The 24,117-nt window shown below is 40.0% G+C and carries 14 protein-coding genes; all 14 read right to left on the reverse strand.

The genetic code is table 11. The features are described 5' to 3' along the window. Window positions 1-3: 3 nt before the first annotated feature. Window positions 4-957, reverse strand: a complete 954-nt coding sequence (locus ACRD64_RS11230) for a family 43 glycosylhydrolase (RefSeq protein ID WP_430933447.1) — start codon at window positions 955-957, stop codon at window positions 4-6. A 116-nt stretch (window positions 958-1,073) separates the two neighbouring features. Continuing rightward, window positions 1,074-2,648: a glycoside hydrolase family 43 protein gene (locus ACRD64_RS11235; protein WP_430933448.1), complete on the reverse strand. Its 1,575-nt coding sequence runs from the start codon at window positions 2,646-2,648 to the stop codon at window positions 1,074-1,076. A 4-nt stretch (window positions 2,649-2,652) separates the two neighbouring features. Continuing rightward, a complete protein-coding gene (locus ACRD64_RS11240) occupies window positions 2,653-2,823 on the reverse strand; it encodes a hypothetical protein (protein ID WP_430933449.1) in 171 nt (56 codons plus the stop codon). Beyond that, entirely contained in the window at window positions 2,820-3,404 is a 585-nt protein-coding gene (locus tag ACRD64_RS11245; RefSeq protein WP_430933450.1) for an SGNH/GDSL hydrolase family protein, read from the reverse strand. Before ACRD64_RS11245 ends, ACRD64_RS11240 begins: the two co-directional genes overlap by 4 nt. Before the next feature lie 3 nt (window positions 3,405-3,407). Then, window positions 3,408-5,060, reverse strand: coding sequence for an FAD-dependent oxidoreductase (locus ACRD64_RS11250; RefSeq protein WP_430933451.1), 1,653 nt, complete (start codon window positions 5,058-5,060; stop codon window positions 3,408-3,410). Between the two features lie 3 nt (window positions 5,061-5,063). Then, window positions 5,064-8,546, reverse strand: a complete 3,483-nt coding sequence (locus ACRD64_RS11255) for an alginate lyase family protein (RefSeq protein WP_430933452.1) — start codon at window positions 8,544-8,546, stop codon at window positions 5,064-5,066. A 226-nt stretch (window positions 8,547-8,772) separates the two neighbouring features. Continuing rightward, window positions 8,773-10,158 carry an alpha-L-fucosidase gene (locus ACRD64_RS11260; protein ID WP_430933453.1) on the reverse strand — a complete coding sequence of 462 codons (1,386 nt, stop codon included), beginning with the start codon at window positions 10,156-10,158 and terminating at the stop codon, window positions 8,773-8,775. A 192-nt stretch (window positions 10,159-10,350) separates the two neighbouring features. Continuing rightward, on the reverse strand, window positions 10,351-11,166 hold the full coding sequence (locus tag ACRD64_RS11265) for a DUF1961 family protein (protein WP_430933454.1): 816 nt from the start codon (window positions 11,164-11,166) through the stop codon (window positions 10,351-10,353). Between the two features lie 17 nt (window positions 11,167-11,183). Further along, entirely contained in the window at window positions 11,184-12,854 is a 1,671-nt protein-coding gene (locus ACRD64_RS11270; RefSeq protein ID WP_430933455.1) for a GH39 family glycosyl hydrolase, read from the reverse strand. Between the two features lie 36 nt (window positions 12,855-12,890). Further along, window positions 12,891-15,257: a right-handed parallel beta-helix repeat-containing protein gene (locus ACRD64_RS11275; RefSeq protein WP_430933456.1), complete on the reverse strand. Its 2,367-nt coding sequence runs from the start codon at window positions 15,255-15,257 to the stop codon at window positions 12,891-12,893. Window positions 15,258-15,352: 95 nt separating this feature from the next. Beyond that, window positions 15,353-17,629 carry a T9SS type A sorting domain-containing protein gene (locus ACRD64_RS11280; protein WP_430933457.1) on the reverse strand — a complete coding sequence of 759 codons (2,277 nt, stop codon included), beginning with the start codon at window positions 17,627-17,629 and terminating at the stop codon, window positions 15,353-15,355. A gap of 9 nt (window positions 17,630-17,638) precedes the next feature. After that, window positions 17,639-19,912: a T9SS type A sorting domain-containing protein gene (locus tag ACRD64_RS11285; protein ID WP_430933458.1), complete on the reverse strand. Its 2,274-nt coding sequence runs from the start codon at window positions 19,910-19,912 to the stop codon at window positions 17,639-17,641. 10 nt (window positions 19,913-19,922) lie between these two features. Then, window positions 19,923-22,205 (reverse strand): T9SS type A sorting domain-containing protein, encoded by a 2,283-nt coding sequence (locus ACRD64_RS11290; RefSeq protein WP_430933459.1) that lies wholly within the window; start codon window positions 22,203-22,205, stop codon window positions 19,923-19,925. A gap of 207 nt (window positions 22,206-22,412) precedes the next feature. Then, the gene (locus ACRD64_RS11295; RefSeq protein ID WP_430933460.1) at window positions 22,413-24,092 is read right to left on the reverse strand and encodes a DUF4979 domain-containing protein; all 1,680 of its coding nucleotides are present in this window, start codon (window positions 24,090-24,092) and stop codon (window positions 22,413-22,415) included. Window positions 24,093-24,117: the final 25 nt, after the last annotated feature.

Consider the following 24,117-nt stretch of genomic DNA (forward strand, 5'->3'; position numbering starts at 1 on the left):
ATTTTATTTAATGGGTGTTACAGGTTCATTTACTACGACACCTTTCCCTAAGGTGTATTTTACAGGTTTAATCGTCCCATCTTCATTAAATTTCATTTCATCAAAACAAGCTGAACGACGGTGGAAGGTACCATTATTCACATCGCCACGTTGGTAAAAAAAGTACCATTGCCCTTTAAATTCAATGGCTGACATATGTGCCGGTGCATCTTTTTGTGTTGGTGTGATGTAGCCTTTAAATTCGGCATAAGGCTTTGTTGGCAGCGGTGAGTCGGCCATCCAGTAACCTGTTCTCCAACCTTTCCGACCCATGAAGTAATATTTGCCGTTTCGCTTAAAACAGTGAACTGCTTCACTCACCTGTTCTTCACTCAGCCTATGCCAGGGACCATCCAGCTCAATCATATTGTCCTTGAGTTTGGCGCCCATAACATGGCGCCCTTTGTCCCCAATATTGATTTTGTTATCACTTCCGTATATGTAAGCCTGTCCATCATCATCCACAAAAACGGTGGGATCGAAAATAGAAGAAATTTTATCCGTAACGGCTTCTTCCCAGGGTCCTTGGGGATTGCGGCTTTTGGCCACCCCAATGTGTGTTTTGTCGTACGGGAAATAGAAATAATACCAACCATCCTTGTAAGCCACATCAGGCGCATTCATTTGTCCATGTGCCCAGGAATATTCACGGGGTTTTAGTACCACGCCATGATTGATCCAGTTTTTCAAATCAGTCGATTCCAGCACCACATAATCCTGCATGCTACTGTAATTTACAGCCGTATCCTGATCGTGTGAACAGTATACATAAACTTTGCCATTGTACACTTCGGCTGCAGGATCGGCTACATATAAAAATCCGGGTTCTCCTTTTTTTACGATGGGATTGTTTTGAGCCAGGCCTATCTGCAAAGACATTACAAAAACAACAATACCAACTAACGTATTCGTTATCATTTCAATATATTTTTTACACACGTATTAGTTTTTCATTTCCGGTGTTCACTTTTCCTGCTCCAGTGCCACCTTATCAAATACTCGATTTTCAATATCGCACACTGACATACTGATAATTACTCCACTCTAAACCAATCAAAAACGGCATAGCCAGCGCTTTCGTAAATATTTGGATTGACACAGAACACGCCCACTTTTGCACCAATCCATACCCCTTCCTTGGCTCTGAAGCCCTCACCAATTTCCTCGTAATCCTTACCGTCGTAACTGTATTGATATTTACCCAGATAATCATCACCAATGACAACTCTCAGATATACAGTCTGCGTTTCAATATCCACACTCTCGGCAACACTGGCAATTCCATCACACTTATCGTTATCGCCCTTCACCATCTCCAGGCTCAGACCGTCATCTGTTTTGACAATTTGCAAAGCTGTCCATTTTCTGCCCATCACAACCAGGCCACTTTTATCTCCCACTAAATCACCATTAAAGCTCAGTTTGGTGGTGGCCTTAAATCTTGGTGAAGGGAATTTTTGCAATAATAAATTGGGGGCGTACCACAAATTCCCTGCTTTTGTGATGTTCTGCACCGCATTTAACCTTAAACTACCTTTGCTATCACGCATTGAGTACCAATCGTCCCGGGGATTGGCATGCCATTGCCATTGCAGTCCGATTTTTTTAGCGTTAAACTCATCGGTGGTTTGTGGAATTTTCACGGGATACTTTTTGCCCACATCCGGCATATTATAAGTTGTTAAAGGCTCGCCAATACCATCGTTATTAAGGTCCTTCCCCATCATTGGCCAACCATCAACCCATTCCACTTTATTCAGGTGTACAATTCTACCATTCGGCTTAAGTTCCTGAAAATGGGCGAACCACGACTCGCCGGATTCCAAATCAACCAGACCGCCCTGATGTGGGCCGTTAATTTCGGTATCGCCCTGATGCAATACGGTTTTACGCTCGTAGGGGCCGTAAATATTTTTTGAACGAAGAACGGTTTGCCAACCCGGACCTACACCGCCAGCCGGAGCCAAAATATAATAATAACCATTCTTTTTTAAGAATTTAGGCCCCTCAATGGTCGGATCATTTTCTCTGTCCCGATAAATTAAAGCACCATTGTCTAATAGCGATTTGCCATCCGTACTCATTTTGTGAAGAATAAGATCATTTCCGCATAATTGGCTTCTTACCAGATAGGCATTGCCATCATCATCCCAAAGTGGACATGGATCTTCCCACAATTCGGTTTTAACCACATGTGTCAATTCCCATGCATTTCTCGGGTCATCGGTTGTTGCCATGAATAACCCATCGTAAGGGGTACAAAAGTAGACGTAAAATTTTCCCTTATGATAACGGATGGATGGCGCCCAACAACCCTGTCCATGAACTGGTTTATCATATTTTTCCAATGGCAATTTCTGATATACGTGATTGATGATTTCCCAGTTTACCAAATCCATGGAATGCAGGATGGGTATGCCCGGCATGCAGTTAAAACTGGAAGACACCATATAAAAGTCGTCGCCTACTTTTATTAGATCAGGATCAGAGTAATCCGCATAAATAATGGGATTTTTAAAATTCCCGTTTCCCAAGTCGGGTATCCACTGCTGCGCAGAAACCAACCCAACAACAAACTGTAAAATAAAAATTTTTGTCCACTTTTTCATTATATCAATTTTGTTTGTCTTTTACTGTTATTTTCTCAGAAGCTACGTAATCCATAATACTCTTTTGCAAATACGCCGGATAAGTTTCCCCTTCGGAAGTACCGCTTCCTTTCACTTTTGAGCCTTTGGTTATCGAATCGCCAAAACAAACCACCCTATCTCCTTTTTTTATCAAATCATTTTTCTTAAAAAATTGAAAACATTTTCAGCAACAAAAAAATTTCCCAGACGCGTAGGATGAACGCCATCGCGATAAGCACTATTATTCGGATTCATGATAAAGACATCTTCATTGTGCTTTGGTAAATTCAGATCCTGAAATTTTTGGAATATGTCGATAAAATAAACTTGGTTCTTTCTTGCAGTTCGTGCAACAATATGTCGTACTGAATCCAATTTTACATTGGGCAGTTCCTTAAATTCAGTCCGGTCGTGTCGTTCAAAAAGGTAGATAGAATCTACAGGTGGAGGAGCGAGTAAAACCACTTGAGCATTGTTTTGCTTTAATTTATTTACAATTTCTGAAAGGTTGGATGAATATTGTTTATAAGTATTCATCCTTCTCGAATTTAGCATATCGTTGGTGCCCACCATTACGATTACCAAATCAGGTTTATGTTTTAACACATCGTTTTCAATACGGGCCAGCAATTGAGTTGATGTATTACCTGCAATTCCGGCATTAATGACCTGTGCGTCGATATGTATCAACCCTAATAACAACCATACTACCAACTGAAAAGCCCTATGCATCATATATTATTTATCTGAAATATCTAATATCTGTCCTACATGGTGAAGCTCATCAGCTAATTCACCATAAGCAACCTCATGTAAATCCACGCCTTTTTCTACTGCCATACCGGCTAAAACCCCGGCACTTTGTCCTAAAATCATAAACACAGGCTCCATTCTGATTGAACCAAATGCAATATGAGAGCTGGAAACGGCTGTTAGCACCAACAAGTTTTTACATTCCTCTCGTTTAGGAACTATTGTTCCCAAATGAATTTGATAGGGTTGGTCGGCATCCACACCTAAATCTCCCTCGTTTTGTACATACCCTTGTTCGGTGATGTAACGCTGTGTATTATGCGAGTCCATAGTATAAGAGCCCATTCCTATAGGTTTGTCCACTTTGTGGCGTCCCATTATTTCGTTCTCGGTCATTACAAAATCGCCAAGCATACGGCGGGCTTCGCGCACATAAATTTGGTAGGGCCAATGACCGTTATCCACAAATTCATCTTTTGCCAAGCCCCATTTTCTCATTTTAAGCCTTAAGCTTTCAGGAACGCTTTCATCGTAACACCAGAAATACAGTAATCCTTTGTGATAATCGATATGTTCCTGGAGAATTACCTTTCTTTCTTCGTACGAAGCTTCGGGATAATCGTAATTCATTCCAATGTTATCGGAACTAAATGGCCCTACATTGTTCACATCACGTTTTGCATTAGGAATTATGCCTCCTCCAAACATGGAAGTACGTCCACCCCTAAAAACACGACGCAACAACTCATATTGCGCAGGATCGTAGTTTTCCGGTTTCTCAAAAGGAACGACATTACCCTCGGCGCTGGTGGTACACAATCTGTAATTATAAGCCTGAATACGTTTGTCGCCAGAACCATTTTCGCCCGGAGGTTCGGTTGAAATACGTGGTAAGACGCCGCTTGTTGGGTCGTCGGGAATTATATAAGGACTAATATTTAATTGCTGGAAATTATGACTGTGGTGATAATGCCCGCACTGAACACCATTCCAAGTTTCGTTATAAACACTATTGGCCTCACGACCAACGTGGTAACTTACACCAGCCGCAGCCATTAGGTCGCCCTCGTAAGTGGCATCCAAAAATATTTCTGCTTTGAATTTTTTACCGCTTAGCATGGTGATGGAATTAATTTTACCATCTTCCACCACTACACCGTTTTCACGATCGAGCCATTCGTCGCGTAAAATTGTAATATTATTTTCCGCCACCAACGCTTCAAAAATATTTTCTGCTACGTGAGGCTCAAAAGTCCACATCGTTTGCATACTATCGTTGATGGCAGTGGTTCCCTGGCCAACATTTCCATATTCATTACGTGGTTGCCACTTCCAGGCTTCAGGATTTTGATAGTGCATGTAAACGCGGTGGTAAAACTCTCGCGACAAACCGCCAATTACACTTTTATCGCCTACATCGGTAAAACCCAGACCACTGGCGGATAAGCCTCCGATGTGCTTTTCGGGACACACGATTAGCACGTCTTTATCCATTTGTGCCAGTTGCACAGCAGCAGTAATGGCTGCTGATGTTCCTCCATATATTAGGACGTCCTGCTGTTTTGTGTTTTTTGAATCAGTGCAAGCCAGCGTTAACAGTGTAATAATTAGTATTGCTGCTAGTTTTATCTTTTTCATTTTTTATTTATTTGATTCCTCACGAATAAGCTCTCCATTCAAAAATTCTTTTGAAGAAACTTGAATATCCTTTCCATCTCCATTTAAACCTGTGATAACAATTTCTTGCGTTCTTCCATCTAATAATTCTACTATTAATACATCAGCGCTTTTAGCTGTTACCGATTTAATGACCGATGTTGTTTCGTAGGGTTCAATCACCGATAGGTATCTTGTATCTTGTCCCTGTGTTCGCACAGCCATCGTTTTTCTTCGTGAAGATTCATCACCCAGCGGGAAATCACCGCCAATTTTTGCTTCTAGTCTTACCGCATCCATTCCTGATAAATCGATCGTAATTTCACCCGATTCACTATGCTTTTTGGGCATACCCGGGGTGGAGTTAGGCATTGGTTCCCCCCCAACTTTAATTGGTCCGCCATAGTAATCCAGACCTTTTTCCGGTTGGATTATATTGTTGTATTTAGCATCTAGAGAAGAAATGGATACCTCAGAACCGTCCTTCAGGACCAACCTGGCATTTCCCCAAAAAATGGTATTGTTTTTGGTTTTGCTTTTTAATTGAGTAGATAGTACAAGTTGTTTTTTGCCTTCAATATTTAATTCTATATTTTTGCTGCCCAATATCCATGCACCGGTACTATCATTTAACAGTGTTTCATCATCCGCTTTTACGGAATACCAAAGTTGTTTATTCACCCCAAAGGATTCGGGGGCGGTACCAATCATGACTTCATTTTTTTGGGGCCATGCGGTAAACACGTCTATTTTCAGAGGGCCATCTTCGCTGTGTTCCATTCGTGCGCCGTCATTATCGCACCCGTCGCCAAAACACATCTCGAACACAGCACGGGAGGTTCCTTCGGTAGCGTACCAGTTGCAATCGGTGGTAAACTGAGCACTGCTTAACGGGTCAAAGCTCATCTGATTTTCGTGCTTTTTGATTTCGACTTTATCCGCAATAATCTCTTTAAATCCTTTCATCTGAAATAGCCAATCGTATGTATGTTCTTCCCCGGCTTTTATATAATCTGCCAATACTACGTAATCGTCCATCATGACCATTAAACGACGCTGAAGAACAGGCTTAGTAAAGTCAGTGAGTTTGCTATATTCAGGTGCATTGTCAGGTACCGGTATCGAACGGCCTTCTTCCCATGCCTTTTGTGCAAAGGTATAATCTGCTTTGTCTCCATAAATCATTCCTCCATAGGGAGGGTTGCTCCACCGTGCTTGGGTTTCAACTGCGGTAGCCTGCATCATATCGCCAGTATAGAACAGCGTACGAAAACTCTCTTTGGGCTCCTGCATTTTCTGGTCAACCGCCACCATATTTTTATTGATAGATGTTTGCACCAAAAATTTATATAAATACGACTTATACCCATACCAATACATTTCCGGGTTATAGAAACTGCGGCCATAGCGCATCATGCTTAAGAAGTTGGTTCTATCGAAGTGACCGTGATAACCACCGAATGTCCCGTAGTGTAAGGCGGCCTGTATTTGTTCCCGCTGCTCACGGCCTTGGGTTTGCGAACGTAACTGCACAATCCCCATATTATCGGCAAAGGCCGATTTTTTTATCTTTTCAGACTCAACCATAGGCACTTCGGGTACTCCGTACAACAGGTTTCTTGTTGTACTGCGCTGTATAACCGCTGCATATTCAGGGTCGCGATATAAGTAATAAGCCAGCTCATATGGTTCTCCCACCACCAAACTTTCTTTGGCATCGTTAACAGCAAACATTACTCCGCGATAATCCAGAAATGGAATCAGTGCATCCCACATATCTTTAATACCTACACTTGGTTTATGTATGGCACCCCATTTATCGAAGTTCATACCGTACAAGCCCGGTTTCATGCGTTCGGGTAACAATGAATAATATGGCGTAGTACCAATAGGCAATTGTGCATCCACAAAATTCTCGCCCCAGGGGCGCATGGCAATGGCCATTTCAGAGAACATGGTAGAACACCAAAGGTTATAACCTACGGCACACTCGTACCACCAACCATCACTCATTACCCCTTGTGTAAACTGGCGATAAATACCGGATGGTGAATTTAAGCACCCATCTACCAAGTGCCAATCCTGGATGACCAGTGCAGCATAAAACGCACCTGCCAATTCACTTAAATCCCAATTGTTAATTCCGCCATTGTCATTGCCCAACATGGCTGTTTCGATATATAAGCGTAAAGTTTTCTCCATTTTTTTGTGGTCTTCATTAGTTAACAAGCCACAGTCCATTATCATATCATACCCTCGGGCAATATCCTGAAATACACCACCCTCTTTCACAAAGTTGTTTTGGTTTACACGATAGGTTACAGGATACCCTTTTTCCTCGTCAGAAAGTTTTCGCAAAAATTCGACACATTTTCGCGCATATTCCATATTTCCTGTCAGTCGATAGGCGATGGCACAATTCATCATGTTGCCAGCCTCGTTATTATGAAAAAGGTATGGTCCGCGGAAGGCATCAATTGGCGGTGTAGCAGTAGTATATTCAGGCACGTTCCACTTTTGGGCTTTTGCCTCATATTCAGCTAACCCTTCTTTGGCCCAATCATATTTACCTATTTTATCGATTACTTTATCCCAATTTTCGAGCGTATGCACCATGAACGGTGACGGGACTTTAACTGCCGTGGTAAACGCCAAGGTAGCAGATGCGCTTCCGTTCCCGTTGGGTACAACTTTCAACACCTGTTTTTCACGAACTCCTTGCGGTAAAGAAGCCGGAACACTTACTTCCACCATGCATTTTTTTGTTTCTCCAGGTTTTAGTTCAATGGTTGATGGGTTTGCAACAGCTTCCATCGCCTCCCATCCCACTCTCGGAATTAAGAGTTGTATTCTTTGTGTTTTGTTTGTCGCATTTCCTATTTCAACTTCATATTGCACTTTTCCACCCGCTTCAGTAGAAAGTCCCTGTAATGGAGCCTCTAACGAGATCACATCACCTTTGGTTAAAACGACATTACGGATTTGCAGTTGCGTGTTTTTATCTGATTTAGGAATCAGTTTAATTTCTTTTACACCTTGCAGTGTTCCTCTTCGACCTTCCTCCAAATTGAACATTTTCCAAGGTACATAAACATTGTGCCAGCCACTACCAAAAAACTGCACTGTTGCTTTAGTTTCCCATTGGAGCTTTCCTGTATTTTCTTTGGCAACATTAAATGTGATATCTATTTCCGCAGATGATTCGTTTTTTTGGTAAACCTCTAATGATAAACCTTTATATATGCTCCAATCGTAGCCGTGGTAAAAATCCCGGTAGCCTTTAGACCAGTTTTCTCCATCCGGATAACGATAGGATATTACAGCACCAGACTTAATTACAGCAGTGTTGTTTTTTATTTCCAAAGCTCCTGACCAGTCCGAAAAATCAGGTTTCCCGATAGAAGTCTTTAATTGCCCCTGCACGCTAAAGGCAAAAAATAACAATAATACAATAGATATACTTTTCATTATAACATAAAGGTTTACCCAAAAGTCCCTATATACAGCACATGTACACCTGTACATAAGCAGGGTACCTTGCACTCGGACAATGAGGAGACATTTGATTGACCTGGACAAGCCAATACCAAATATGGTTTTAGCTTGTCCAGGTCAGGAAGGTATACATCCAATTCGCACATGTTATTAAAACCTTAATAAGCGGAATTGTCTATCGTCCTTACAATATTTTCATTTATTGTTCCACTATAATTTTGATAACACTTGCCTTTTCATCAGGTGCATCTTTCGGTAATTCCAATGAAACACCTTCCGCAGTGCTTTTTGCAACCAGCTTCATTGAAGGATTTACCAACATACTGGCGCTTTTCAACTTAAGGTTAGGATCTAGAATCAGTTTCCCATCTTCAGGCCAATCAAAAACATGGGCATAAACAACACCTGGCTTGCTTGTATATCTTCCCCACTCAGGTCGTTCGAACGGACTTGCCTTAGCACCATAGATAGCTTCACCGTTAGTCCTTGTCCATTTTCCCATGGATTTTAAACGGTCGATGCTTGGCTGCGGGAATAATCCTTGCGCATCAGGACCAATGTTTAACAGGAAGTTTCCCCCTTTAGAAACGATATCCACCAGATTTTGAATTAACACGGTATCACTCTTCCAGTTGGTATCCGAAGGCTTATAACCCCAAGAACCGTTCATAGTCATGCAAGACTCCCAGTCCGAATCAATACCGGTTGCCGGTATTTCTTGCTCCGGTGTTCCAAAATCGCCGGCAAAGTTACCTTCTTTATCCATTCCTTCCATTCCCATGCGGCCTTTGTCTACGCGATTATTCACGATAACATTAGGTTTGATACCACGGATATATGCATAAAAATCCTTACCCATCTCGGTGGTATAATCTGCAATCCAATCACCATCAAACCAAACCACATCCACATTATCATATTTGGTTAATAACTCTCCCACCATTGGTTTCAGGTAGTTTTCATAGTATTTTGGAAACTCTGGATTCACTACCGTCTGGTCTTTTTGTCCGGCATTGTAATTGGGGTACAGAGGTGCTTGAGCCTGAGGATGATGCCAATCCACGATAGAATGGTACAAACAAAAATGGATACCCGCTTTCTTACAGGCTTCAGATAATTCTTTCACCACGTCGCGCTTAAAAGGACAAGCTTCCATGATGTCATAATCCGTAATTTCCGAATCCCACATACAGAAGCCATCATGATGCTTAGATGTAAGTACCAAATATTTCATGCCTGCATCTTTTGCCATGGCTACCCATGCAACGGCATCAAATTTAACCGGATTGAATTGTGAAGAGACTTGTTCCTCATAATCTTCAATGGTATAATCCAGCTTATCCATGATCCATTCGGCACCACCTTTACATATCTCACCGTTACGTTCGCCTCCCGGGATAGCATAAGGCCCCCAGTGAATAAACATACCAAAGCGGGCATCGCGCCACCATGCCATACGTTCATCGTCCGACAACTTCACAACTTCCTTTTTATCTGATGATTCCGATTTCTGTTTGGATTTAAAGGCACATCCTATGTTGATTAAAAGGAGTGCAACCATAATTACCTGTGCTAATTTGTTCATCTCTATATGTTTTATATGTTTTACTTGTTCGTATGTTATTATCCTGTATTTTATATCTAGTTTCCGACGCAAAGTCACTGCACATACAATCTTAATTGGCGATGCTTCGGTTTGTTTTTTACATCTATGCGCAGGGCTTAAACCTTGGAGTAAAAATCTTTAACCCGTTGGGCTTATGTGCTAGAATTTTAATCATTTAACGGATACTTTAAAATTCTTGTACCTGGCGGAACGGGTGAACATATGTCGTAAACCTACCCTACCTTCAATTGATGGTTCCTTATCTGACATATCCCACTCGTACAATTTGTTTTTGCCGTCGCCAACAACCTGCATGTAAAGCTTTTTATTGGCTTTTATCACTGTTATTTTATAGGTTATATTAGGTAAAAACAAACCCATATTATAATATGATGGCTCAGCTTCCATTTGGTGAAATGTTCTGTCTTTGGTAACCGGATATTTTCTTACTCTTATATAGTCCTTCGTTGGGTCATTGTTTTCCATGGGAAAAGCTGCATAACTGATATGAATAGGATTCATGTAATTATAATAAATACCCATTTCCGGAACCTCTCTCAGTTTATTCCATTTTGCAATATCCTTATCGTACGGCCCTTCTCCAATCCCTTGTGCCTGGATATAAAGAATATTTACATTAATCAACTGGCTGTCAGTACGTGTATAATCATATTCTATTTTAATGTCTCCCTTAAAAGACTGCTTAGTCCACAAAACCGCATGGTGTGCATTATTTCTATGTTCAGGACCCGCAGAAAAGTTCATTCCTAAGTCACTGTTTTCAACCGTTGCGATTAACCCATCCAGCATCCAGTTATCTTTCCAGTTACCGGTACACTCGTCCAATAACTTCACTTCCCAATCATTACATTCCTTTAACTCTTTATAATTGCCAGTACAATTCCTATTACAGGAACAGAACCCGATTATAAATAACACTACCAGGAATAGATAAGCTACGTGTTTAGTTAAAACTTTAGTCGACATAAGTTGCAATTTTATGGTTAGTTTACTTGTTCAATTAACACCAAACTCCATGGTGATATTTCTCGTGTAATGTTTAAGTTTCCGTCATTATCTACTGTAACCAATTCCGTTTTCAGGTGATGCGCTGCTTTCTTCATTACTTTAATTTGCTCGCGCGAAGGAGGTTCTGGCTTACCCATTTTCTCCCAGTAGTTATAAATATTACCATGGTCTTTATCTAAAACCTCAATCTTAAACATAGTGCCTGGTTTTAAAGCTGTTAAGCTTAAGTTCAACTCCTTGGCTTCACCATCTTCTATTTTATTAAAACGTTGAATACTCGATGGTACCGCATCTAAATAATCATCTGGATAGTTATAAACCAGGGCTACTACTTTTCCATTACCTGACTTTTTAGTGACCATCAAATAGTCGTTCTTAAATAACTTCTCTTCTCCCAAGTGATGCAACATTCTATAGGCATGATAACTGGGTTTTACCAAACCCTGGTAGTTAATCATGCCAAATCCGCCATGAAAAATACTGGCTCCACCGCCTTTTTCTTCAAAAATATCTGTGAAGGTCCAAAAAGCTAAAGAGTGGGTCAGGCCAATACAATCGAGATTAGTCTTTACGATATAAGCAGCCGGTGGCAGAAAATCGTGCATTTTATCCCGACTGTTGGGACTGGTATTCCACTCTGTTAAATGGATTTCAGCATTTGGATAAGCACTTTCTTTAATAATTTTATATAACCATTCAATGTCATTTTTGGTAGAAGGTACGAAACGAGTTAGACCTCTTCCTTTTCCTGTTTCGGGGTTAAATGCATAATCGGTTGGATAAGGGTGGGTGGATACAAAGTCAACCGGCAATTTTTCTTTCTCACAAAACTTTAAAAAGTCTTCAATCCACACGCCATTCCATTCCAGTGTGTTGATATCTTCAACTTTAAACACTTCCATGGATACCTCGTTATTGATGATTTCGCCATCAAAACGTTTATCAGGCACATAGTTACTGGTGGAAGGTCCGCCAATTTTAAGCCGTTCATCTACTGATTTAACCGCCAGCGCGGATTGCTTATATAGCTCAAAATATTGCGATTTAGTTCCATGAAAGAAAAATGGATAAAGGTTAGGCTCGTTCCATACCTCAAAATACCAGTTTAGCACTTCGTCCATTCCATAACGATCGACCACGTGCTGCGTGAAGGCGTTGATTAAATCATGCCATTGCTTCGCAAAATCAGGTCCAGGAGTCACTTTAGCTTTCCACCAAAAAACGGTTTTAGAATTCTCAGCGGCAAACTGCTTTGGGAAAAAGGCAAGCTCCACAAAGGGGCGTACATTCATAGCTAACAAACGATCGAATACATCATCGATATATTGCCAGTTGTAGACCATTTCACCATCCTTTTCAAAAACAGGAAACATATCCTCGTGGAAAAGGCCGTGAAAGCGAACATACTCAAAACCACACTCTTTATGCACCTTATCCATCTGCTCCAGCCAACCAGCACGTAAAGCCTCGTTGGCACGACCAGCCCCCACACACTTGCTCCAAAAATGGTCGAATTGTTCGCCATTGGTATTAACATCAACGACTATGTTTTCTTGTGCGGTAATTGTTCCTGAAAACAGGAAGATGGCACAAATTAGAATAGTTGTTGTTTTTAGTAGTTGGTTCATGTCTATTTTATTTCGCATGAATTTTGCTGATTTTCGCAGATGTTTTTATTATTATTACTTCACCCGCACCGTAAGTTTCTTTTCTGCTTGATTTCTCATTACTAACATTTGCACTGTTTCGGTGTAATTATATTTTTTTAGTGCTCCAAAGAACTCTTTGACATTGTTCACTTTTTCGCCTTCAACGGCAAGGATTACATCTTTGCTTTTTAAACCATCGCCCTTGTAAGCCAAGCTTCCTTTCCACATTTTTAAAATTATTACCCCTTCGGCGGAGTTTAAGCCGTAAGCTGATTGCTCTTCCATTGAGTCAACTCCTTTGATTTCGTTGCGCAACCATGAAACCGTTGCGCTAGTATTTCCTGCCATTTCTTCTGCCGTCTTTATAACAGGAACAGGAGGTGTTTTTGCCAGTTTTTTCAAATCGGGGCTTACCACACCAAATTCATCCATTGGGAAGTTTTTAAACCCGAGTTTTAATGCCGGTGAACTTTCTGCCACACTAAAATCAAGATTTTTCGGATTTACAAACATAGGATCGCCAAAACCACTATTGGCATCAATATTATAAACCTGTGCTTTCATCATCGATTCCTCATTGGGAAAGAGGTTGTAATCCATTTCTTTTCCCCAACTTAAAACATTCACATCTTTATAAGAATCGCGCACGATATTGCGGCTAAAAACATCATCGCAGTTGGCAAACCACACATGTGGGTGAAGCGTGTTGTTAACGGTCACATTATTTTCAACCACACGATAGAATCCTTCGCGAAGTTTAATTCCACCGTTTAAACACAGGTTATTATAAATATGGTAATTGGTGGAGCCGTCATCTAAATCAATGTCCCAACCATGGTCGCAACGAAAACGGTTATTGCGAATAACGGTTGTGTGTACCGCATCCCACAAAGGCATTTCCGGGTTAGCCATGGTTATGCTGTCCATTATGTTGCGATTTGGGTGCCAGAAACGGTCGCGGCCCCATGAATTGAACGAGCCATGGTCGCCGGTTTCGAGCACAGTGTTGAATACATCGTTGTATTCCAGGATATGTCCACCCCAGGTTCCGTCGCCAATGTTGATACCTGCGCGCGGCACATTGTAAATGCTGTTGTGGCTAACAGTTATGGCCATGGCCATGGCAATCTGCACCCCTGCTACTTGTTTTTCAACACGACCGATGCGATGGATCAGATTATCTTTGGCAATACAGTCTTTCGGATACAAATCGTTTTTTGGGCCAGCTATGGTGTCCATGTCATTTAATTGAACAAACTGACCATAGATAAACGAAGGAGAACGAACGGCAGAAGCTTCGCCTACAAAACAGATGGCACTGGCTCCGCAATCGTGAATATGGTTACCTGCAATTTCAATATTCCGGTTGTATGAACTTACGTAAATTACGTTTCCGCCGAGGTTGGTGAATTCGCAGTTTTTAATTTGACAGTTTTCAGCGCCTTCTATAAAAAGTGCTGCTCCACGGTACATGGTCCAGTCGCTACGAAGCAAAGGCTCATATTCTTCAAACAAAGTACGTTGTGTGTGTTCGAATTTGATTCCTTCAATGGAAATATCTTGAACCGGTTCTGCCTTTGTTCCTTTTAATTCAATCAAGCTTTTTAAAACAACTCCTTCACAAGTAGCCGTTTCAACATTTACATTTTCTTTTGGCCAATAATATATTTTATCGGTCTCTTCATCGAGGTACCATTCGCCTGGCGTATCCAGCTCCTCCAACACGTTTTCCACCATGCGGTATTCCGGGTGTGGGTTCGAAGGGCGGTTGTTTTGGAATCCTCCTTCAAGAATAGCTTCACCGCTTTCATCAACACCCGTTATTTTATAATGCATCCCTCCCCATTTTCCGCGGTGCATGGCATGAAAGATGGCGCCTTCGGGATGTTTCCAGTTTTTAATTCTTTCAGCAGAGATGGCATCGGCAGCATATCCTTGCCAATACCCCCCTTTTTCATGGTAGTTGGGGTAACGTGCCAATATTTGAGGTTGACCGTTTACTACCAATTGATCAAAATTTACGTCATCTTTTATAGTAGCCTCATATATACCGCTCTTTTGCTTTTCCCATTTTAGTCTTAACGGTACAGAACCTTTTAAGGTAACTTTATTATTACCTAATCCTTGTATGCTTATACCACTTAAGTTAGGATCTATTATTATGCTTTCTTTTAAATAGTATTCCCCGGGTTGTATTTTAATAGCTATCGTACCCTTTATCCCCGACTCCTTAAGTTTATAAGCTTGGCTTACAGCCTCATGGATTGAAGTGAATTTATACTTAGATTTACATGTGTTTAAGTCATCTATTTTACTAAATACGTAAATATTGGTATCCTTAGCAGAAGTTACAAAAACATTTACGAGTAAACAGATTACTATCAGAAATATCTTGTTCATATAATCTTTAATTTTCAATATGTATATTCCATTTATTATTTTTGATATATCCTATCCATTAACAGACAATTGATATATCTCTAATAAAACTTAAACTATAAACTCTTCAAAATTTTAGTATTAAATAAGTTATTCCCTATACTAATTTTAATAATATACTGACCATTAGGCAAATCACTTATATCAAAAGAACCTAAGTTGTTTACATCTACACCTGATTTAATAAGTTGGCCCAATAAGTTAAATACATCCAACTGAGTAATTTCTCCAATATTATTATTCAAATCAACCCTAAAAATGCCATTAGTTGGGTTGGGATAAACTTTTACCTGGTTAGAAGACAATATATTTTTAACGCTTACATCTTTTTTAGCCATATTAGCTTTACGGCGATTTTCAATCAAATAATCTACTGTAGAACTAGGAGTACCGTTACGAACAACTATAATATCGCCGATTTTTAACGAACTTTCGCCTTCAACAATATGCAATCTCATGGCCTGCACTAATCCTTCCAAAGTTAATCCATTTGTTATCTGAACAGTTTGCCAGGTTTCCGATTCTCCATAAGTAGTCTCAGAAAGCACAATATCTCCCGTTCCCATCTCCTCATTGAACTCCAATTTTAATTTTGAAGAGCTGTTTGCCTGGTAATGCAAGTAGATATCATAATCTCCGGTTTCAGGTAAAGAGATGGTATAGTTATACCAATCTCCTGTGCTTACCCCTGAAATATAATAACCTTCATCTTGATCGCTATACTCAATATTTACATCTTCTTCAGGCCGGTAAGAATTGGTTTTATTCGTTTCTGTATTAAAATAAGTTTTACCATTTCCTCCACCCGCATTCACCGGAAAATAATCGAAGTTTTCGGCACTTACCAATCCTGGCAATTCAGGTAAACTAAAATCGGGTGTAACCCCATTTTTAAAATCCCGAACCGGATCGCCGGGACAATGAGCGATACGACGAGAGGTTAATACCCCCCACCCCAGAAAAGCAACTCCGTCTCCACCACTTGTTTCATATGTTCCTGTTTCTTCAATAACATAATCTCTTGAACGTTCGAGCCAAAGATATTTTTCACTTGGAAGCGATTGGCGTGTTTTATAATGCGCCAGCGGAGTCTCGAAAACATTCATAAAAAGCATGTCTTTCCGTTGGATTTCAGATAAATCCTGATCCACATATGGATTAATTTTATGTGCCAGATTACGCCCTGTACGATCCAGTTTTTCCATATACAAACCATTCTCCACAGTCGGTTCCCATGGGGTAGGCTGGTCATCGAAAGCCTTGTTATACGATAATATATATTTTAATGAAAACTCATATCCTAACAAGATTCGGTTATCCAAGAAACCATACATATCATCTCCCTGGCTCCAAGCTATTTCGGCCGCATTGGTTAAAAGTCCAATTCCTAAAACGGTATGGGTTTGGTCTCTGGAACTTTCCTGACACTGTCCATTTTCATAGATATAGTGTTCAATGGCACCATTGTAACCATAATCCTTAATTTGATTTAATTGCGTACCATATTCAAATGCCGTTTTGTAAATGGTAGAGCTTTCCTCTATTTTAGGACCAGAAGGTGTTGGTCCAGGTGCATTTGGCAAATCGTCATCTCTGGTAGGCTGACTAGTCAGATAATTAAATCCCCTATCATATATCTTTTCATTATCAAGAAATATACCCATGGCCATTTGTGTTTGCCAACACGATGCATCCTGATTTCCAGCACGGGCAGGATCACCATAATAGGTTTTCCAATAAAAAGATACATCTGCTTTTCCGGATGAAGAAGTACCTTCTGCCCCATAAGCAGCATCCGTAGCAGAGTAACCTGGATATACGAGCATATCTTCAAATTTCTTGATACTCTCCTCTGACCATCCGTCATAAGTATGCCGGATTATCTCAGCTGCTCTTATTATAGGCGCACCATATAAACCTGCAGAAAGAGGTATTCCACTGGTATGTTTCAGGTTACTCCAAGTTTCAATAATTTCAATCGCTTTTTCCGCATGACGGGTATCTTCGGTAATATACCACATCAGCGCATTTTGGTAGGCAGCCTGAATATCTGCCTCATACTCGTGTTTATGCACTGCATTGGGAATGGTCTTTTTAACTTCTGTCCAGGAGGGATCTCCTTGTGTAGCATATTTAAAACTCGACTTGGTATCAGCCATTAGATTTTGGTAAGATGAATACCATGGCTCCATCTTGTTCTTAACGGCATATTTCATTCTATCCAGATCGGAACGGGTAACAAAAACACCTGGGTGAACGAACTCACGAGCAATCACCTCAGATGTTAAGGATATTAATATGATCGATATTAATACAGTAAGAAACTTATTCATCCTATTTTCTTATAACTTGGTAATTCTATTTACATAATCGTAAGTACCGTCATTTACTTTAATTACATAAATACCCTTTGGTAACTCACTAATATCGACATTATCAAGGTCAGAATAATTCACTACCTTTTTTACACACCTACCTATCAGGTTATATACACCTATTTCAAGGTCTTTTGCCCCATTAGTTTCCGGCAATTGAATCCTAAAAGATCCTTGCGTTGGATTAGGGTATACCTTTACTTTCTTTCTTATACTTGGGGTAAAAATTCCAACATCATCATTCGTTTCATAAGCTTCCCTTCGTTGGTTTAGCAAGTAGTTTACAGTAGATTCAGATGTACCTTCACGTACAATAATAATATCACCTAACTTTAACGTATTATCTCCATTAACAATATGCAGGCGCATAGATTGCACCAATGGTTTAAGCGCTACAGCTTCAGCTACTTTTTCCGTACTCCAAATAACAGTATCTGCTTCTTCCTGTATACTTTCAGGCAGAGCATAAGCGGATATCACTTCCTCCCCATTAAAATCAATCTTAACCGATGCATTGCTATTATTTGCCAGATAATGCACGTAGATGTCATAGTTTTCCTGTTCAGGCACCGATATTGTATAGTTGTACCAATCTCCGCTATTTAAATCAGCCAGGTAATAACCTTTATCATTTGTACTAAAATCGGCATACACATCTTCTTCTGGACGGTAAGTATTCACAACCGTATTCGAAGAAGCTTTATAATAACTTTTCCCATTACCACCTCCGGCACTTAAAGGCAGATAATCGTAATTTTCTAAATCAATTAATTGAGGAACTTCAGTAATTCCATAAACAGGTGTAACAGCTTCCTCAAATCCTTGAATGGCATCTCCAGGACAGTAATCAACTCTAACATCAGTTAAACTTCCCCAGCCAATAAATCCATCTTCCTCCCATGATTCGTAACCTTCTTCTTCAAAAGCATAATCCCTGGTTCTTTGCAACCATTTATAATCCTCACTATCCACTTGCATTCTTTGTTTGTAATGTGCCAACGTTGCTTCCATAACATTCATGGTCAATGGACCATTTCTCGACCAACGATCATAATTGGTACTTACATAGGGATTAATTTTATGTGTTCTGAAACGACCCGTTCTGGCGTCCATCTCCTCGTACAATCCATTTTCCAGCGTTGGTTCCCAAGGTGTTAGTTGATCATCAAAAGATTTATAATACGACAAACAATACTTAAGTGTAAATTCGTAACCTTTTAATATACGGTTATCTAAATGACCATACATATTATCTCCCTGACTCCAGGCTATTTCGGCGGCATTGGCCAATAAACCAATACCCAAAATACTATGCACTTGATCCCTTGAGCTTTCTAAACATTGTCCGCTAGGGCGGATATAGTGCTCTATGGCACCATCGTAACCATAGTCTTGTATTTGATTTGAAGAACCTAATGAATTATATTGGGTTAAATAAGAATGTGTTCCTGATTCAATAATATCACCTTGTGCCTTTGGTCCGGATTCGTTAGCCACATCGTCTGATCGGGTAGGTTGTCGCGTAAGATAATTCAAACCTCTATCATAAATGGTATCATTATTTACAAACACACCAATTGCCATCACAGTTCGCCAACATGAAGCATCCTGATTTCCTGCTCTACCCGGGTCCCCAAAATAGGTACGCCAATAAAAAGAGGAACCATTACCCGAGTTATTAGCATTATAGGCTCCTGCAGGAACGGTAGTTGATGAATATCCTGGATAAAGCAACATATCCTCGAACTTCTTAATATCTTCCTCTTCCCAACCATCATAAGTATGCCGAATAATCTCTGCTGCATCCAATAGTTTACCACCATATAAACCAGGTCCTAATGGTATACCATCTACTTGTTGCAGGTTGCTCCATGTTTTAAATATTTCGACTGCTTTTTCAGCATAGCGACTATCTTCGGTAATGTACCACATTAAAGCCAAATGATAGGCAGCTTGGGTATCGTTTTGAAACTCGTTACCATGAACCCTTGGGTTTTCCCTGTTTAAATAAGTCCAGCTAGGATCTCCCTGTATCGTATAATTAAAATTAGACTTACCATCAGCCATTAACTTACGGTATGCCGAATACCACGGTTCCATTTTATTTTTAACTGCATATTTCACCCGATCCAAATCAGATCTGGTATTTGAAATACCCGGGTGAACAAATCCTTGTGCAATCACTCCCAATACTCCAACAACCAACAAGGTTGAAATCAAAAATATCCGTATTTTTTTCATTTTAGCTTATTTAAAACTTGGTGATTTTATTTACATAGTTATAAACACCATCATTCACTTTGATGATATAAACTCCTTTGGGCAACTCACTAATATCAATATTATCAAACTCAATATATTCCTGCTCTTTTTTCACACATATTCCTGTTAGATTATATACACATAACTCTAAATCCTTTGCTCGGTTATTTTCAGGCAATTGAATTCTAAAGTTACCTTGTGTTGGGTTAGGAAAAACCTTAACTTCTTTTTTTATGCTTGGGGAAAATATTCCAACATCTTCTTTAAGTTCATAGGCTTCTCTACGTTGATTAAGAAGGTAGTTGATGGTTGTTGCGGATGTTCCTTCACGCACAACAATAATATCTCCAACCTTAAGTTCATTATCTCCCTCAACAATATGCAAACGCATGGATTGAACCAACCCGTTTAACTGAATAGCATCACCAATTTTTGCAGTGCTCCATATGGTGGTGTCTGCCAGGTCTTGTACACTCTCTGCTAAAGTAAAAGCAGAAACTACCTCTTCTCCGTTAAAATCCATTTTAACAGATGCATTACTGTTATCGGCTAAATAATGCACATAAATATCGTAAGCTCCATCTTCAGGTAAGGATATGCTGTAGTTATACCAGTCTCCACTGTTTAAATCAGCCAGGTAATATCCTTTGTCGTTCTCACTAAAATCGGCATACACATCACTTTCGGGTCGGTAAGTATTTGTTATTTCGTTGTTTGTGTTTTTGTAATAACATTTACCATGACCTCCTCCTCCGTTCATCACAAAGTAGTCGAAGTTTTCGGCACCCACTAATCCTGGCAATTCAGGCAAATTATAATCCGGTAAACCATTCTCATCAAATCCTTTTATCGGATCTCCCGGACAAAGAGGAATGCGGCGGTCAGTCAAAGCACCCCATCCGTTAAAATCAACACCAGTCCTATTTTCAAGACCTATTTGTTCATGGGCATAATCCCTTGTTCTTTCCAACCACAGATAATCATTAGCTTCGGCTTGTTGACGTCCCTTGTAATGCGCCAAAGGAGCTTCTATAGTTTTCATGAAAATAGGCTCTTTTCTCGACCATCGTTCATAATTGTTACTTACATAAGGATTAATTTTATGAGCTGTTGACCTTCCTGTGCGGTCGTCCTTTTCCATGTATAGACCATTTTCCTGAGTTGGTTCCCATGGTGTTAACTGATCAGGGTAAGAATTATAATAAGACAAACAATATTTTAAAGTAAACTCAAGTCCCAATAAAATACGGTTATCCAAATAACCATACATATCATCCCCTTGGTTCCATGCTATTTCGGCAGCATTGGCCAACAATCCTGTTCCTAATAAACTATGTACCTGGTCACGAGAGCTTTCCTGAATCTGACCATTTTCGTAAATATAATTTTGAATGGCACCGTTGTAACCATAATCCTGTATTTGGTTTTGTGGTCCCACATAGGCATATTCTGTTTTATGTTGATCTGAGGAATCCAATACATCACCTTGCGGAGAGGGACCGGATTCGTTATCTACATCATCGGAACGTGTAGGTTGGCTAATAAGGTAATTATAACCTCTGTCGTAAATGGTGTCGTTATCTAAAAACACCCCTATGGCCATCACTGTTCGCCAACATGATGCATCCTGGTTGCCGGCACGGGCAGGGTCGCCGTAATAGGTCCGCCAGTAAAAAGAGGAACCGGAACCACTGTTTGTTGCATTATATGCTCCTGCAGGAACAACTTTAGAAGAGTAGCCGGGATATACCAGCATATCCTCAAATTTCTTTATATCTTCTTCTGCCCATCCTTCATAGGTGTGACGGATGATTTCGGCAGCATCAACTAAGGGGCCTCCAAATAATCCTGGCCCTAACGGAATACCATCTACTTGTTGCAGGTTACTCCATGTATTTAAAATTTCAACCGCCTTATCGGCATGGCGGGTATCTTCGGTGATATACCACATTAAAGCATTGGCATAGGCAGCCTGTATATCACTTTCATATTCGTTACCGTTAACTTTTGGGTTTTCTCGGTTCAGATAAGTCCACTCCGGATTACCTTGTATCGTGTAGTTAAAATTTGATTTTGTATCGGCCATTAAAAGCAAATACGAGGAGTACCACGGATCCATTTTATTTTTGACCGCATACTTCATTCTGTCCAGGTCGGCTTTGTTGTTGGAAACACCCGGGTGCACAAAACTCTGTGCAAAGGAAACATTACAAACTATTGTAAGAAGTATTGTGATTACCAGGTTATTAATTCGAAAGGTAAAAATGTTCATAACTAATGTTTTAATACAACAATTTGCCATGCTAATAACGTTTAAGGATTGGGTATTCTTAAAAATGAACTTATATTCATTTTAGTATCTTCAGCAAAGCCATGCTATGATAGGTATAATAAAACACCTATTTATTCGTAGATTTTTGTTTAACGAAAAGTATTGCCTGCATAATTACAGGCAATACTCTCCAATATTGGAAATAGACTATTTTTGCGTTTCTAAGAAAGCTTCTAATTCGCCAGTATTCTTGAATGTTCTAATCCAGTCAACTTCAATATGTCCATGTGGAATATGTGTTGGATCTGAATCCTGATACGGGTGACCTAAACTACTTGGAATACGTATATACCAACTATCATTTTCTCCTTCAACTGGAGCGTTACCTCCCAAGTTTGCATTCGGGAAATCCCAGTAAAGAACTCCATCATACTCTTCAGCATAGGTATCTTTAGGTCCACGGTTATTTGTATTTCGGAACTTGATATTATTCCTTTTTGTCGTTGCAGTTTTTTCCCAAGGCAAATAACCAATATCATTACCCTGTGTATCAAATATTTTTAGTTTAAATGCAAATATTGGATACTCCGATGAATACACAAATTTTTCTCCACTAAATGGCGTATAAGTAAAACGGCTTACCCAATAAGTTGAGTTATCATCAACAGGTACAATTAATTTACCGTTTTCAATTGCCTGATAGTTATAATTCTTATCACCTACAGCCCACTCGGTTTGATTTTCATCATCAAACTCAAATACATAATATCCGGCAGGCGTTTCTTCTTTAACCAGGTTTCTAAGGTCATCAACAGATTGGAAAGACTTCACCCAATCAACGCTATATCCTGTTTGTGCACCATCAGCTCCACTGATAGTCCATTTGAAAGTACTCAAGGCACTTGCAACGTCAGGGTCAATCGTTTGACCAAACTCAAAGCTCTTACGTAAATCGTAGTAAAACACATCATCGTTCATTTTACCGTCCCAGTTATTACTGATATTCTGGTATTTACCAAGCTCAGTTTCGAAAGTAAACTCAGCATTATCACCATATGGCGCACCGTCAATACGAATCGCCAAAATTGGAAACTCTGCAGCCAATACTTTAATATCTTCCGACAATTCAAAATCAGCTCCCTGAGCAGATCCATAAGTCACATTAAACTTACCATTGCTTACTTCGTAAGTTGCACCATCCGCATCATCAGCCATCCAACCTTCTGCATCTCCATCTGTATCAAAAGCAAATTTCGCTCCAATTACAGGGATATTAAATTTAGGACATTCAATTTTCTGACCATCAACAATTAAAGTTGGATTTCCACTACGAATACCTTCCGGCACCGTAACTATTATTTCCGTATCGCTTACACTAACAACCTCAGCTTCAACATCTTCATAAAAGATAAACTGAACACTTTCTTTGTTCGTACCAAAGCGCTCACCGTAAATAGTAATCGTTTCTCCAAATTCGGCAGTTGCCGGTGCCAAATCATTCACAACAGCGCCTTCTAAATAAGTGAAGGCATCAGCGGCCACTGCTGTTTGAGTATATACTCTAACGACTAGCTCTCCGGAAACCGAACCTTCAGGAACCTTTACAACAATTTGGTTTTCCGAGTAACTTAAAATATCATCCTGATCTATACTCACCCCACCAAAAGAAACACTGGCACCATCCTTAACACCCAGGAAGTTAGTTCCTTCAATAGTTACCTCAGCTGTTGGACGTGCCGTCTTCGGATTAAAGTCGGTAATGGTAATTGCCGGGTACTCAATAATATAATCCTCCTTTTCAAAATCTCTATCGAAGCAGGAATACAGCATCACTGTAAGCAACACAAAAGATGCCAATATATACTTGTTTTTTATAATATTTTTCATACGTTGAAATATTTATTAGTTAAAT

The organism is Saccharicrinis sp. 156 (genome assembly GCF_050589685.1).
In the GTDB taxonomy this organism is placed as follows: Bacteria; Bacteroidota; Bacteroidia; order Bacteroidales; family Marinilabiliaceae; genus Saccharicrinis.